The organism is Amycolatopsis sp. NPDC114484 (assembly GCF_055633755.1).
The window spans coordinates 136,101-150,805 of sequence record NZ_JBVKDQ010000003.1; the positions used below are offsets into that span (position 1 = coordinate 136,101).

The 14,705-nt window shown below is 69.3% G+C and carries 15 protein-coding genes; 9 read left to right on the forward strand and 6 right to left on the reverse strand.

Going from position 1 to position 14,705, the window contains the following annotated elements:
• Positions 1-8: 8 nt before the first annotated feature.
• Together ACZ7SW_RS10085 and ACZ7SW_RS10090 are read right to left on the reverse strand one after the other, a co-directional pair.
• Positions 9-419: a Dabb family protein gene (locus tag ACZ7SW_RS10085; protein WP_470230055.1), complete on the reverse strand. Its 411-nt coding sequence runs from the start codon at positions 417-419 to the stop codon at positions 9-11.
• 12 nt (positions 420-431) lie between these two features.
• Positions 432-1,274: an SDR family oxidoreductase gene (locus ACZ7SW_RS10090; RefSeq protein ID WP_470230056.1), complete on the reverse strand. Its 843-nt coding sequence runs from the start codon at positions 1,272-1,274 to the stop codon at positions 432-434.
• 116 nt (positions 1,275-1,390) lie between these two features.
• Here ACZ7SW_RS10090 and ACZ7SW_RS10095 point away from each other — a divergent pair, with 116 nt between their 5' ends.
• Positions 1,391-4,057, forward strand: coding sequence for an AAA family ATPase (locus ACZ7SW_RS10095; RefSeq protein ID WP_470230057.1), 2,667 nt, complete (start codon positions 1,391-1,393; stop codon positions 4,055-4,057).
• Here ACZ7SW_RS10095 and ACZ7SW_RS10100 read toward each other — a convergent pair.
• Genes ACZ7SW_RS10100 through ACZ7SW_RS10115 form a run of 4 tightly spaced genes read right to left on the reverse strand, consistent with a single transcriptional unit; the run spans position 4,054 to position 5,720 of the window.
• Positions 4,054-4,281, reverse strand: coding sequence for a hypothetical protein (locus ACZ7SW_RS10100; RefSeq protein ID WP_470230058.1), 228 nt, complete (start codon positions 4,279-4,281; stop codon positions 4,054-4,056). The genes ACZ7SW_RS10095 and ACZ7SW_RS10100 overlap by 4 nt on opposite strands.
• Positions 4,282-4,313: 32 nt before the next feature.
• Positions 4,314-4,763, reverse strand: coding sequence for a DUF2269 family protein (locus ACZ7SW_RS10105; protein ID WP_470230059.1), 450 nt, complete (start codon positions 4,761-4,763; stop codon positions 4,314-4,316).
• Entirely contained in the window at positions 4,760-5,032 is a 273-nt protein-coding gene (locus ACZ7SW_RS10110; protein WP_470230060.1) for a hypothetical protein, read from the reverse strand. The genes ACZ7SW_RS10105 and ACZ7SW_RS10110 overlap by 4 nt, the downstream gene beginning before the upstream one ends.
• A gap of 43 nt (positions 5,033-5,075) precedes the next feature.
• The gene (locus tag ACZ7SW_RS10115) at positions 5,076-5,720 is read right to left on the reverse strand and encodes a DJ-1/PfpI family protein (protein ID WP_470230061.1); all 645 of its coding nucleotides are present in this window, start codon (positions 5,718-5,720) and stop codon (positions 5,076-5,078) included.
• 122 nt (positions 5,721-5,842) lie between these two features.
• Between ACZ7SW_RS10115 and ACZ7SW_RS10120 the strand changes: the two genes are divergently transcribed.
• The 8 genes from ACZ7SW_RS10120 (at position 5,843) to ACZ7SW_RS10155 (ending at position 14,656) form a co-directional block, all read left to right on the forward strand.
• On the forward strand, positions 5,843-6,802 hold the full coding sequence (locus ACZ7SW_RS10120) for a GlxA family transcriptional regulator (protein WP_470230062.1): 960 nt from the start codon (positions 5,843-5,845) through the stop codon (positions 6,800-6,802).
• 97 nt (positions 6,803-6,899) lie between these two features.
• Positions 6,900-7,940, forward strand: coding sequence for an ABC transporter permease (locus tag ACZ7SW_RS10125; RefSeq protein ID WP_470230063.1), 1,041 nt, complete (start codon positions 6,900-6,902; stop codon positions 7,938-7,940).
• A complete protein-coding gene (locus ACZ7SW_RS10130) occupies positions 7,937-8,902 on the forward strand; it encodes an ABC transporter permease (protein ID WP_470230064.1) in 966 nt (321 codons plus the stop codon). The genes ACZ7SW_RS10125 and ACZ7SW_RS10130 overlap by 4 nt, the downstream gene beginning before the upstream one ends.
• A complete protein-coding gene (locus tag ACZ7SW_RS10135; protein ID WP_470230065.1) occupies positions 8,899-9,906 on the forward strand; it encodes an ABC transporter ATP-binding protein in 1,008 nt (335 codons plus the stop codon). The genes ACZ7SW_RS10130 and ACZ7SW_RS10135 overlap by 4 nt, the downstream gene beginning before the upstream one ends.
• The gene (locus ACZ7SW_RS10140) at positions 9,906-10,916 is read left to right on the forward strand and encodes an ABC transporter ATP-binding protein (RefSeq protein ID WP_470230066.1); all 1,011 of its coding nucleotides are present in this window, start codon (positions 9,906-9,908) and stop codon (positions 10,914-10,916) included. Before ACZ7SW_RS10135 ends, ACZ7SW_RS10140 begins: the two co-directional genes overlap by 1 nt.
• Complete coding sequence (locus ACZ7SW_RS10145; protein ID WP_470230067.1) at positions 10,909-11,850, forward strand: LysR family transcriptional regulator; 942 nt, start codon at positions 10,909-10,911, stop codon at positions 11,848-11,850. The genes ACZ7SW_RS10140 and ACZ7SW_RS10145 overlap by 8 nt, the downstream gene beginning before the upstream one ends.
• A complete protein-coding gene (locus ACZ7SW_RS10150; protein WP_470230068.1) occupies positions 11,850-13,550 on the forward strand; it encodes an ABC transporter substrate-binding protein in 1,701 nt (566 codons plus the stop codon). Before ACZ7SW_RS10145 ends, ACZ7SW_RS10150 begins: the two co-directional genes overlap by 1 nt.
• A gap of 35 nt (positions 13,551-13,585) precedes the next feature.
• Positions 13,586-14,656 (forward strand): zinc-binding metallopeptidase family protein, encoded by a 1,071-nt coding sequence (locus ACZ7SW_RS10155; protein WP_470230069.1) that lies wholly within the window; start codon positions 13,586-13,588, stop codon positions 14,654-14,656.
• Positions 14,657-14,705 lie beyond the last annotated feature (49 nt).

The following is a 14,705-nucleotide window of genomic DNA, read 5'->3' on the forward strand; positions in this document are numbered from 1 at the left end:
CCGCGGGATCAGTGCTTGCCGGGCGCCGCGCTGCCGGTGTACTCGGCGAGGCCGGAGATGAGGTCCGCGATGTCCGGCACGTTCTCGAACCGGATCCGGTGCACCTCGGCGATCTTCGCGCCGATCTCCGGGTCCGGGTCGTCGGTGATGTCGGACGACATGAACTCGTCCACGAACGGCAGCCCCACCCGGTCCAGTTCGAGGTGCGCCGGGTGGTTCATGTAGTCCGAGTACCCCTCGATGTCCTCGATCACCAGGACCGCGCCGTACTCGTACTTCCCGCCGAAGTCCGGGCCGACGACGCGAGCCTTGACCGCCGGGATCTCGTCGAGCAGTTCGCGCATTTTCGCGAGGACTCGAGCCTTTTCCTCCGGCGTGACCTCGGGCTTGAGCGTGAACCGGATGCTGTGGTAGATCATCGAATTTTCCTTTCAGAGAGCCGCGAACGCGGCGGCGTAGTCGTGGGCGAAATCGGTGAGGTCACGCGCGGGGCGACCGGTGAGATCGGCGACGGAGGTGTGCACCTCGGCGGCCTCGCCGCGGGCGTAATGGGCGTAGTCCTCGACCAGGCCGCCGATCTGCCACGACGGGAGCAGGCCGGTCAGCGCGGCGGCGAACTGGTCGGGGGAGGCGTCGTGGAACGCGATGTCGCGTCCGGTGGCGGCCGAGAGCGCCTCCGCGATCTCAGCGTGGGTCACCGCGCGCGGGCCGGTGAGCGTGCAGGTGCGGCCGGAGTGCCCGGAGCCGACTAGTACGGCAGCGGCGGCGGCTGAGATATCTCTGGTGTCTATGGCGCTGACCGCCGCGTCGCCGATGGGCGCGGCGAAGAATCCTTGCGAGATGGTGGCGGAGAAGTTGAGCAACGCCTGCAGGTAGAGATTGGGGCGGAGGACGGTGTAGTCGAGCCCGATTTTCTCGACGTGGGCCTCGACTTCGGCGTGCCAGCGCAGGAAGCGCACCGGCGAATCGGCGCGGGCAGCGTATTGGGAGAGCAGCACGAGCCGGTTGACGCCGGCGTCGCGCGCCAGGTCGGCGAACTGGATCTGCAGCGCGGCGGCGTCGGGCGCGGACGGGCTGTTGAGGAACACCGCGTCGACCCCCTTCAGCGCGGCGGCGACCGAGACCGGATCCTGCAGATCGGCGACGACGGTCTCGACGCCGTCGATCGGGCGGCCCCGGGTCATGGCGCGGACTGTGCTGCCGCGAGCTTGCAGAGCGGGAATCAGCGCGGAACCGACGGTTCCGGTCGCTCCGGTGACGAGCACGGTGTCCATTGTGGAATTTCCTTTCCTCGGGTGGCCTGTCACCACCTTCGCCTGAACACGCCGGCGCTCGCGTCGGTGACAATCACCTACTTCGCCTACGGCCTGCCTGCCCTAAGGTTCGGATCATGTCCACGACGTCCTCCCTCATCGGCCGGCACGACGAGATCGATCGCCTTCTCGCGCTGGTCCGGGCGGCGGAGCGGGGCGAGGGCGGGGTGCTCGTCCTGCGCGGCGAGCCGGGCATCGGCAAGAGCGCGCTGCTGGACCACCTCGAACAGGCGGCGGAGCGGTTTCAGCGGATCCGCGCGTCCGGGTCGGAGTTCGAGGGCGAGCTGCCGTTCGCGGCGCTGCACCAGCTGTGCGTTCCGGTGCTGGAGCACCTCGACACCCTCTCGCCGCCCTACCGCGACTCCCTCCTGGTCGCCTTCGGGCTGGCCGACGGCGCACCGGACCCGTTCCGCGTCGGTCTCGCCGCGCTCGAACTGCTGGCCACCGCGGCCGCGGAACGTCCGATGCTGTGCGTGCTCGACGACGCGCACTGGCTGGACGCCGCCTCGGCGCGGGCGTTGACGTTCCTGGCCCGGCGCGTCTCGGCCGAGCCGATCGCGATGGTGTTCGCCGCCCGCGACCAGGACCCGGTCCCCGGGCTGGACGAACTGCCCGGGCTGACCGTCCGCGGGCTGAGCGACGCGCACGCACGCGTCTTGCTGGCCGAGGAGAAGACCGTGACGCTGGACGAGCGAGTGCGCGACCGCCTGCTCGCCGAAGCGCGCGGCAACCCGCTGGCCCTGATCGAGCTGCCGAAAGCAGGCGGTTTCGCGCTGCCGACTCCGTCGCCGATCGCGAGCCGGATCGAGCGGAGTTTCCTCGCCAGAATGGCGGAATTGCCGCAGGACGCACGGGAGCTGCTGATCCTCGCGAGCGCCGATCCCACCGGCGATCCGAGCCTCCTGTGGGCAGCCGCGCGACAGCTGGACCTCGACGTGCCCGGCGCGAGCGCCGCAGCTGAAGCGTCCGGGCTGATTCAGTTCGACACCCGGGCCCGCTTCAGTCATCCGCTGGCGCGCTCGGCCGCTTACCGCGCGGCTGAGCCAAAACAGCGGCAGGCCGCGCACCGAGCGCTGGCCGAAGTCACTGATCCGGACACCGCCGGCGACCGTCGAGCTTGGCACCGGGCACAGGCCACCGCCGGACCGGACGAAGAGGTCGCGGCGGAGCTGGAGCGGTCGGCGTCCCGCGCGCAGGCACGTGGTGGTGTCGCAGCCGCTGCCGCGTTCCTCGAGCGTGCCGCCGCGCTGTCGCTCGACCACGATAAGCAGGTCGAACGCACGCTGGCAGCCGCGCGGGCGACGCTCGCGGCGGGCCGGACCGACGCCGCGGCCGACCTGGTGACCAGCATCGACACCTCGACGCTGGCGGTCCCGCAGCACGCTTCGGTCGATCTGTTGCGCGGGCAGATCGCCTTCGTCCAAGGCGCGGACGGGGCTGTTCGCGGACCGGAAATCATCCTGCGAGCCGCGCAGCAGCTCGCGGACAGCGATCCGGAACGGTCGCGCGAGTTCCTGGTGGCGGCGCTGGAGATGGGGCTGGTCGTCGGACGGGCCGCGGGAGTGCTGGACCGGGTGCTCGCCGCCGCGCCGCCGGCCGGGCCGCCGGATCTGCTGACCGCGCTGGTGCGCTTGACCACCGAGGGGCACCGCGCCGGGGTGCCCGCCATCCGGCAGGTCCTCACCGGCGACGACGTGGGCTGGACCCGCACGCCCGCGCTGGCCACCGTGCTCGCGGGCGAGCTGTGGGACCTCGACCTGCACCGGACGATCGTCGACTGGCTGACGCGGACCGGACAGTCGACGGGCTCGCCGATGACCGTCCGGCTCAGTCTCTCGCAAGCAGCGGTGCACGCGGTGCTCACCGGGAACTTCGGACCGGCGATGGCCGCGATCGCCGAGGAAGAAGCCATCGCCGACGCTCTCGGCGATCCGCCGCAGCTCTACCCGCGGCTGCACCTGGCCGCGATGCGCGGGCGCCGGCAGGAAGTGCTCGATCTGTTCGCCGAGGCCACGAGCCGGCGCACCGACCAGCTGACCGCGAATGCTCACTGGGCGACGGCCGTGCTGCACAACGGCCTTGGCGACTATCCGGCCGCTTTCGAAGCAGCCACGCGTGCCGTAGCGAGCGGTGACCTCTTCCTGACCGGCATCGCGCTGCCCGAGCAGATCGAGGCCGCCGTCCGGTGCGGGGAGGACGCCGTCGCCCAGTCAGCGCTGGACGCGCTGGTCGAGCGCACGGAACCCGCTGGCACCCACTTCGCGCTCGGCGTCGCGGCGGGCGCGCGGGCGATCGTCACCGACGCGGAAGACGACTACCTCGCGGCGCTCTCGTATTTGACGGACAGTCCGCTTTCCGTGCAGGCCGCGCGGGCGCACTTGCGGTACGGGGAATGGCTGCGCCGCGCGGGCCGCCGTCGCGACGCGCGCGAACACCTGCGGACCGCACATGCGCAGCTGTCGAAGATCGGGATGGAGGCGTTCACCCGAAGGGCCGCCGATGAGCTGCGCGCTACCGGTGAGGTCGCGCGCAGCCGCTCCTCGCATACCTATGACCGGTTGACCATGCAGGAGATGCACATCGCCCGCGAGGTCGCGGCGGGGGCGACGTCCAAGGAGGTGGCGACGCGGCTGTTCCTCAGCCCTCGGACGGTGGACGCCCACCTTCGTAATATCTTTCGCAAGCTCGGTATCACGTCACGGAGGCAGCTCAGAGATATGCCTGATCTCCGAGACTCGGACTAGGCACGCGGCTGCGCGGGCGAAGCAGCCCGTGCCGCGAGGAGCCCGCCGATTCCCGGGATCAGCGCCAGCAGCCACGCCCGATGACGTCCGCCCATCACCAATACAGCAGCGATCACCGTTGCCGTATAAGCCAAACCGTGCACCGGACCGAGCACCCGCGAGATCTCCGGCTGATGCACGGTAACCACATTTCCCAGCAGCAGCACCAGCGTCGCCAACTCCACCGAGCCAATGATTTCCAGAATCCGCCGCGGGCTCACAATCCGACTCCCGTCGTCGAGCCGGGACGGTAGATCATCAAAACGACGACCGCCGCCCAGAGCAGGTTGAAGATTCCCGTCGGCATTCCCAGGCGAACGGCCACGGGCTGCTCGGACCCGAGTGCGTCAAGGACGCGTTTCTGCCCGGGCAGGACAAGAGCGACCAGAATTCCGGCAGCAGAGACGGTCAGGAGCAGCGAGACGATCAGCCAGGTGTCCCCCAGCACTCCGATCCGCGCACCGGTCGCGATGCCGAAAACCGGCACGAGCACCCCGATCACCGCGTAGACGCGGGTCGTTCGGTGGAGAACTTGCAGTGTCGCAGCCTTTTTCGGGTCTTCGGGAGCGAGCCGGGCGGCGGCCGGGAACATACTCGCGGCGACGGCGACCGGGCCGATGGCGAGAATGGCCGCTAATACATGAACCGACAACAGGAAAGCGTTCACGCGGAGATCCGCTCCCCGGTCACCGTGGTGCGCGGAAGCCGCCCGGCGCGCGATTCCCCGGAAAGGGAGTCGCCCTTGACGGTGACGTCGTAGTCGAGGTTGAGCCGCAGGGGCCGGGTGATGCGTTGCCGCCAAGTGAACCTGTCCCCGGAGGCCGCGAGGTCAGCGAGCGGCGTGGTTTCCCCGCCACCGCTGGCGCCGCCCTGCAACACGCCATCCGCTTCTTCAAAGGTGTAAGTGGCTTCCATGGTTCCGATCGGCGTTTTCATTCGCAGCAACCAGGTACCGACAATGGGGTGCACGTAGTTCCTTTCAGGATTGCGAAGATTTCCAGGTGGTGCCACGGCGTTCGTATTCGAAAAGCTCCTCGACGGCATGCGCGGTGTGCGAACCGAAATCGCGCTCCAGCACGTAAAGAGCCACGTCGAGACCCGACGTGACGCCGCCGCCGCTGATGAGGTCGCCGTCGTCCACGACCCGGGCGCGGACAGCGTTCACTCCGGCGGCGTCGAGCAGGTCGATGCCGAGCACGTGCGTCGTCGCGGTCCGGCCTTCGAGCAGACCGGCCATCGCCAGCGCGAGCGAGCCCCCGCAGATGGTCACGACTGTGCTGTCCGGGTTGTCGAACGCGCGACGCATCAACGGCATCGCGTCGCCCGACGCGAAGCGCGACAACAGGACCGGGATGGTCTCGGCACCTGAGTCCGGGTCGCCGTCGACCGGACCGGCGGCTCCGGGGACGAGGACGTAGCCGGACGCGTCCGGGTCGAACGCTGCGGTCGCGGTCAGGGTGAGCCCGGGGACGCCGGAGCGCACGACGCCGGGGCCGTCCGCGCTCACGAGTTCCACGGAGAGCTTGCCGCCGAGGAAGTCGTTCCCGGCCGACAGCACCTCGAACGGCGCGATCGTGTCGAGCGGGTCGAACCCGTCGAAGAGCACGAACTGGGCGCGGAGCATGCGCGGTTCCTTTCGATGGACGCTTTCGTCCATCGAAAGCCCTCGGCGATGATCTCCACAATGGCTATCTAGACAGCTTTCACCGGTATCTGGCCAACCAGTGGATGCCTTACTCTGCCAGGATGTACACCACTGCGGTGCTCGCGCTCCCGGACACGATCCCCTTCGATCTGGCCACGCCGATCGAGACCTTCGGGCGCGTCCGGCTCCCGGACGGCCGCCCGGGTTACCGGACCGTCGTCGCCGGTCCGGAGCGGTCGATCGAGGCCGGCCCGCTGCGGCTGGCGATCGACGAGGGCCTGGACGCCCTCCAGCGCGCCGACCTCATCGTGGTGCCCGGCCGGGAGAACCCACGGGCGCCCGTACCGCCCGCCGTCCTCGATGCGTTGCGCGCCGCCGCCGACCGCGGCACGCGAATCGCGTCGATCTGCGTCGGGGCATTCACGCTCGCCGAAGCAGGATTGCTCGACGGCCGGGACGCGACAACGCATTGGCTCGCCGCCGACGAATTCGCGCGCAAATACCCGGCCGCCCGATTGAATCCCGACGTGCTTTACACCGACAACGGGAAAATCCTCACCTCCGCGGGTGCCGTGGCCGGAATCGATCTGTGCCTGCACATCGTCCAGAACGATTACGGAACCGCGGTCGCGGCCGATGCCGCGCGCCTCGCCGTCGCGCCATTGCACCGGCCCGGCGGACAGGCGCAGTACATCGTCCGCAACCGCGCCCCCAGCCGCGCGACCGCTCTCGACCAGGTGCTGCCGTGGATCGAGGAAAACGCCTACCGGGACCTCGCGCTCGCGGACATCGCCGACGCGGCCGGGCTCAGCGTGCGCACGTTGAGCAGGCGGTTCAAGGAAGAAACCGGGCAAAGCCCCATGCAATGGGTGGCCGGGGTGCGCCTGCGGCAGGCGCAGGAGCTGCTCGAAACCACCGAGCACACTATCGACCGGATCGCCGCGCAGACCGGGTTCCCCACGACGAGCAACTTCCGTTCCCAGTTCGGCCAGGTCGTCGGCGTGACGCCCGGCGCTTACCGGAAAGTGTTCCGGCCGGGAACAAATCGGTCAGCCCATTAGGCCGACTTATCGAATGCGATGCCGGTCTTCTTGCCGAAAAACGTGAACCTTCTCTAGCTTTTGCCCACAGGAGGGCGAATCCGAGGGGGGTGGCCAGGTGACCGAGCCCCGTCCCGCGCAGCCGGCGGTCGTCGGCCCGCGAGCAGTACCGGAGTCCGGCGGCGGGCCGTGGCGGCGAGGCCTCCGCGCCCTGCTGGGCAATACCCGGGTCCTGGAGTCGGCGGCGATCCTCGCCGCGATCGTGGTGCTGTGCCTGCTCGCGCCGCTGTACGCCAGCCACGTCTCCGGCACCGATCCGTTCGTGGCCGACCCGGTCGGCACCACCGTGCTCGACGACGGGGCCGTGGTGCCGCTGCTGCGACCAGCGCCCCAGGGCGTCGGCGTGCTGCCGATCGGGCCGACCGGACAGGCGCATTTCCTGCTCGGCGCGGACGGGGACGGCCGGGACGTCGCCGCGCGGATCCTGTACGGCGGCCGGAACACCCTGGTGATCGGGGTGCTCGCCGGCCTCGTCTCCTGCGCCGGGGGCCTGGTGGTCGGGCTGATCGCCGGGTACGTCGGCGGTGTCGTCGACGGCGTGCTGTCCAGGATCCTGGACGTGGTGTGGGCGTTTCCGGTCCTGATGCTGGCGATCTCGATCTCCGCGATCAGCTTCGCGTCCGGGATCAGCCTCGGTTTCGTCCGGGTCGGTTCCGGCAGTCTGGCGCTGCCGGTCCTGATTATCGGTGTGGTCTATGTGCCTTATGTCGCGCGGCCGGTGCGCGGCGCGGTGCTGTCCGTGCGCGCCGCGGACTACGTCGGCGCGGCGACGTCCTACGGCGCCGGGCACGGCCGGATCATCCGCCGGGAAATCCTGCCGAACGTGCTGTCCCGCGTGATCGTGCTGTTCCCGCTGATGGTGGCGACGGCGATGCTGCTGGAATCCGGGCTGTCGTTCCTCGGCATCGGCGTGCACCCGCCCGCCGCGAGCTGGGGGACGATCATCGAGGACGGCACGCAATTGCTGCGCAACCGGCCGCTGATGGCGATCGTGCCCGGCGCGCTGCTCGCGATCACCGTGTGCGTGCTGAACATCCTCGGCGACGCGATCCGGGACGCCTTCGATCCGAAGGCCGAACTGCGGATGCGTGCCCGGTGATCGGCTACCTCGTGCGCCGGGTGTTCTCCGCGGCGGGCGTGCTGATCGCGGTGAGCGTCCTGGTGTTCCTGATCTTCTTCAAGACCCCGGGCGTCGACCCGGCGCGGCAGATGGCGGGCAAACAGGCGACCCCGCAGGTGATCGCGCAGATCCGGGCCGACTTCGGTCTCGACAAACCGTTGCCGGAACAGTACTTCTCCATGATGAAGCGCCTGGTCATCGACCGGGACCTGGTGTCCTACACCGATCGCGGCCCGGTGCTCTCCCGCGTGGCCAAGACGATCCCGGTCACGCTGTCCCTGGTCGGCGGGGCCGCGGTGATCTGGCTGCTGCTCGCGCTCGGCGCGGGCACGCTCGCCGCGGTTTTCCGCGGCCGGGCGGTCGATCCGCTGCTGATGGGCCTCGGCCTGATCGGCATGTCGCTCCCGGTGTACTGGCTAGGCGGCGTAGTTAACCTGCTCACCCAGGGCACCTGGCATACCAGTCTGTTCAGCTGGCTGCCGGAGCTCGGCTACACGCCGATCAACGTCAACCCGCTGAAGTGGTTCGAGCAGCTGCTGTTCCCGTGGATCACGCTGGCGGTCGGCACCGCCGGGCTGTACGCGCGCGTGCTGCGGGCCGATCTGATCGAGGTCGACCGGTCCGAGTTCGTGCTCACCGCGCGGGCGAAGGGGCTTTCCGAATCCCGGGTGCTGCTGCGGCACGTGCTGCGGAACTCGCTCATCCCGTTCGTCAGCCTATTCGGCCTCGACCTCGGGGCCATGCTCGGCGGGGCCGCGGTGCTCACCGAGCAGGTGTTCGGCCTTCCCGGGGTCGGCAACCTCACCTTCCATTCGCTCAGCCGATCCGACCTGCCGGTGCTGATGGCGGTGACGCTGTACGGCGCGTTCACCGTCGTGCTGGTGAACCTCCTGGTCGACCTCGGCTACGCCGCCCTTGACCCGAGGATCCGAGTGCGATGACGACCCTGTCCGCGAAAGTCCTGTCCGCAGAAGGCCTGACCGTGGAATTCCGCACGCGCGGCGGCTTGGTGCGGGTGGTCGACGACGTGTCGTTCGAGCTGCGGGCGGGCGAAACCCTCGGCGTGGTCGGCGAATCCGGTTCCGGCAAGTCGGTCTCCATGCTCGCGCTGCTCGGCCTGATCCGCGACGGCGACGCGGTCGTCAGCGGCCGGGTGCTGTTCGACGGCCAGGATCTCCTCGCCCTGCCCGCCAAGAGGATGCGCGAGTACCGGGGCGACCGGATCGCGATGATCTTCCAGGACCCGATGACGTCGCTGAATCCGGTGTACCGCGTGGGATGGCAGATCGCCGAACAGATATGCCAGCACCGTCGGATCGGGATGCGAGCGGCCCGCCGCCGAGCGGTCGAACTGCTTGAGATGGTCGGCATTCCGAGTCCGGGCACTCGCGCGCGGGACTATCCGCACCAGTTCTCCGGCGGCATGCGGCAGCGGGTGATGATCGCGATGGCGCTGTCCTGCGAACCCGACGTCCTGATCGCCGACGAGCCGACCACCGCGCTGGACGTCTCGGTGCAGGCCCAGATCCTGCGCATCATCCGGGACCTGAGCGCCCGCACCGGCACCAGCGTCATCCTGATCACGCACGACCTCGGCGTGCTCGCCGGAATCGCGTCGCGAGTGCAGGTGATGTACGCCGGGCGGATCGTCGAGCAGGCGCCCGCCGCGCAGTTGTTCGCCCGGCCGCGGCATCCCTACACCGTCGGGCTGCTCGGCTCGATTCCCCGGCTGGACGTGCCCCGGCCCGCTCGGCTGCCCTCCATCGAGGGTCTTCCGCCGCTGGCCGCCGACATCGGACCGGGCTGTGCGTTCGCGCCGCGATGTCCGGACGCGGAAGCGGTCTGTGTCCAGCGACGGCCGGTTCTGCTGCCTTCGGCGCAGGAGCATTTCGACGCGTGCCTGCTGCGGCACGCGCCGGCCCCGGACGAAAAGAGAACCGCCTGATGTCTGCCTTGCTCAGCACCACAGACCTGGTCAAATGGTTCCCGGTACGGAGAAACCGGCTGGGCCGCCCCGGGCGGCTGCGTGCGGTCGACGGGGTCTCGTTGTCCGTGCGGCGCGGCGAAACACTCGGTCTCGTCGGGGAATCCGGCTGCGGCAAGTCCACCCTCGGCCGCTGCCTGGTCCGGCTGCACCAGCCGAGCAGCGGGTCGATCACCTTCGACGGCGGCGAGATCAGCCGGACCGGCCGGCGCGGGCTGCGCCCGGTCCGCCGCTCGGTGCAGATGATTTTCCAGGACCCGTACGCCAGCCTCAATCCGCGCCGCCGGATCGGCGATTCCGTCGCCGAACCGCTGCGCGTGCACCGCCTGCCCGCGACCCGCGCGGACATCGCCGAACTCCTTGTCCTGACCGGGCTTTCCGCCGAACTCGCCGACCGGTTCCCGCACGAACTGTCCGGCGGGCAACGGCAGCGCGCGGTGATCGCCCGAGCGCTGGCCCTGCGCCCGCGCGTCGTGGTCGCCGACGAGCCGGTGTCCGCATTGGACGTTTCGGTGCAGGCGCAGATCCTGAACCTGTTCGACGATCTCAAGGAACGGCTCGGCCTCACCTACGTGTTCATCGCGCACGACCTCGGCGTCGTCCGGCACACCTCCGACCGGGTCGCGGTGATGTATCTCGGCCGGATCGTCGAACAGGCACCGGTCGCTGAGATCTTTACGGCACCGCAGCATCCCTATACTGCCGCGCTGCTGGCTTCGGTGCCGATCCCCGATCCGGCGGCGGGCTCGGACTGGCGGGACATCACGCTGGCCGGGGACGTACCCAGTCCGCTCGACCCGCCGAGCGGCTGCCGGTTCCATCCGCGCTGCCCGCGCGCCACCAGCGTGTGCCGCGCCACGGAACCGGTGCTGACCAAGGAAAACGCAGGCCACGAGGTCGCCTGCCACCATCCGCTCGAACCGGCGGTCCAGCTGGCGCCGGCCGAACCGAAGGCCGCTCGCGATGACTAGCGCCGACACCGAACAGTCCGCCCGTCCGACACTGCCGCAGCTCGCGGCGCTCATCGCGATCTCCGCGACCGGTTCGTTCGCCGGGGCCGCGACCGCGCTCGGCTGCACCCAGTCGGCGGTGAGCCAGCGCGTCGCGAGCCTCGAACGCGGGCTCGGGGTTTTGCTGGTACACCGGTCCCGGCAGCAGCGCCGGGTTTCGCTCACCGAGGCGGGTGACACCCTGGTCGCCGCCGCCGAACAGGTCGGCGGGATCCTCTCGGTCGCGGTCAGCCAGGTGGAGACGATCCGCAAGGGCCTGAACGCGACCGTCCGGATCGGCTTGTTCACCAGCGCGAGCGAGCGGGTGATCCCGCCGATGATGGCGGCGCTGCGCCGGCAGCCGGTCGACTACCGGATCGAACTGGTGGAACTGGATCAGCAAACTGAAGTATCCCGGCTGGTGCGCAACGGGGACATCGATCTCGCCTTCGTGAAGCTGCCGATCGCCGATCCGGCGCTGCTCACCGCGGAACTCCTCACCGACCCGTTCGTGCTGCTCGTGCCCGCCGGCGCGGAGCGGGTCTCGCCCGGACGGCTCGCCGGGCTGCCGTTGATCGGCCTGCGCGGCCAGCGCGACCCGATGGAAGCCTGGGCCGCGTCCGTGGGCGCGGAGCTGAACTGGGTGCTGGAGATGGAAACCAACCACGCCGTCGAGGCGATGGTCGCCGCCGGTCTCGGCTACGGCGCGGTGCCCCGGCTCACCCTCGGCGGCCGAACCCCTGGCGTACGAAGGATTTCCCTCGCCGGCACTGTCCCGGCGCGGGCCGTCGGCATCGCCTGGCGGCGCTATCACCCGAGACTGGCGTTCATCCGCGGCGTCATCGACATCATCCAGCGGGTATGCGCCCGCTCGGCGGAGATCCTGCCGCCGGTCGACGGCGAGGGGATGGCGTGATGAGACGGATGCCAGCGGTGCTCGCGTCTTTGGTGCTCCTCGGCGCGAGCGGATGCGCGGTGGACGACACGCTGGACCTGACGTCGGTCGAACCGGGCGATCACGGGCACCAGGGCGGGATCGAGGTCTTGCTGTCGTCGGGCAACGTCGGCACGGCCGATCCGATGGTCAATTTCTCGACCTCGTCCTGGACGCTTTTCACCGCGACCTACGACGGTCTCACCGCGTTCACCAAGTCCGGTCCGGAAACCGGCCAGCACGTGGCGCCGGATCTCGTGACCGAAATACCGAAACCCACCGACGGCGGTCTCAAGTGGACTTTCACGCTGCGGCCCGGGATCAGGTTCAGCGACGGGCGCGAGGTCCGGCCGAAGGACGTCAAGGCGTCCTTCGAGCGGATGTTCAAAGTGCACGGACCGACGACGTCCTCGCAGTTCGACGTTATCGCCGGCGCGAAGGAATGCCTCGACACCCCGGAGACCTGCGATCTGTCGAAAGGCATCGCGATCGACGAGGCGACCGGCAAGATCGCTTTCACCCTCACCGAACCGGATCCCGAACTCCCCCAGCAGCTCGGCCAGCCGCTGGCGTCGATCCTGCCCGCGGACACCCCGCCCGCCGACGTCGGCTCGGACGTGTCGAAACTGCGCTCGACCGGGCCGTACTACTGGGCGAGCTACAACACGACCGACCGCGTCGTCATGAAGCGCAATCCGTACTTCCGTTCCTGGTCGCCGCTGGCCGCGCCGGAGGGATACCCGGATCAGATCGTGCAGAAATTCGGCCTCGAACCGACCGACCAGGTCACCGCGGTGATCAACGGGCAGGCCGATCTCGCGGTCGACCAGCCGCCGCCGGACCGGCTGAACGAAATCAGCGTCGACCATCCGCGGCAATTGCATCTCGACCAGCTCGGGCACGTCTGGTATTGGGCGTTGAACACCCGGATCCCGCCATTCGACAATCTCAAGGCGCGGCAGGCGCTCAATTACGCCTTCGACCGGAACTCGGCGGTGCTGCAGGCGGGCGGAGCCGGGCTCGCCATCCCGACGTGTCAGGTGCTGGTGCCGAATATCCCTGGCTACCAGCAGTATTGCCCGTGGACGAGCAACCCGGGGCCGAACGGCCGCGGTCCGTGGCGGGGCACTGATCTCGCGAAAGCGAAACGCCTGGTCGCCGAATCCGGTACCGCCGGAGCCGCGGTTTCGGTCGTACCCGGAAACAACCGGATGCATATCGCGATGGGCGAGTACATGCAGACGCTGTTGACCGATTTAGGCTACCGTGCGACACTGAAACCGATGGACGAAGGATTGCAGTATCCCTTCGTCCAGAATTCCGGAAACCACGTCGAAGTCGCCCTGACCGACTGGTCCCAGGACTATCCGGCTCCGAGCGATTTCCTGAAAGTGCTCACGTCCTGCGCCGCGTTCGTGCCGAATTCGGACGCGAGCCCGAACGTCGGCGGCTTCTGCGATCCGGCCGTCGACGCCCGGATGGCCGAGGCGCTGCGGCTGGCCAGCACCGACCCCGACGCGGCGAACGTGGTGTGGTCCGAGGTGGACCGCGCGGTGACCGACCAGGCCCCGTGGGTGTCCATGTTCGTGCCGAAATGGATTGATTTCACCTCGGCGCGGCTCGGCAATTACCGGTTCAGCGGCCAGTTCGGCTTTCTGCCCGGTGTCGCCTGGCTGCGTTGATCTGCCCCGAAATCCCCGCCCAGTGAAGGAGTGGCATGCCGAACCCCGACGGTTCCTCGCGATACGCGCCCGACGCCGCCACGTTGCGCCGGCGTCTCCTGCCGCTGCTCGCCGCGCGCGGGCCCTCCGGCTACGAGGAAGAACCGGTGCGCGCCTGGGTCGAACTGGCGGGGGAATTCGCGGACGTGCACGTCGATCCGCTCGGCAGCGGGCACGCGGTGGTGAACCCGGGCAGCACGCCGCGGATCACGTTGATCGGGCACATCGACGAAATCGGGCTGAGCGTCAGCCACATCGACGACGCCGGACGGCTGTGGGCGGTCAGCATCGGCTGCTGGGACGCCGCGATCCTGTACGGCCAGCACGTCGTGGTCCTCGCCGAGGACGGCCGGGTGCCCGGGGTGATCGGGACCGCGCCGCCGCATTTGAACGACGGGGATTCGACGCCGAAAATGACCGATCTGTGGATCGACATCGGCGCCACCGGCAAGGCGGACGCGCAATCGGTGATCACCGTCGGCGACCCCGTGGTGTTCGGCGCGTCCCCGGTCCAGCTGCTCAACGGCCGGATCGCCGCCCCGGCATTGGACAACCGGCTCGGCGCCTTGGCCGTCCTCGAAGCGGCTCGCGCGGCAGCCGCGGCGTCGGTCACCGCCGAGATCTCCGTCGTCGCCAGCGTCCGCGAGGAAACGAGTTACCACGGCGCGATGGGCGCCGTTTACGCGACGGAACCGAATTACGCGCTCGCGATCGACACCACTTTCGCCAGCGACATCCCGGAAGACGGCATCGAACACAAAACCGGTGACCACCGGCTCGGCTCCGGCCCGGCCATCGGCCGCGGCGCCGTCACCGACGAACCCATGGCACGCAGCCTGCGCAGGCTGGCCAAGGAACTCGGAATCCCTTACACCATCGAAGCCTACGGCGACGAGAGCGGCTCCGACGCCGATGCCATGGCAGCTGTCGCCGCTGGTATCCGTTGCGGCGTCATCAATATCCCTATCCGGCACATGCACAGCTCCGGCGAAGTGGCGGATCTGGCCGACCTGGCCAGTACGATCGATCTCGCCACCGCGTTCTGCCTCGCCGGAGGGACCCGATGAGCCCGCTCCGGGAACCCTGAGTTTCCCGGAGACACCCGGCAAGGAGGCC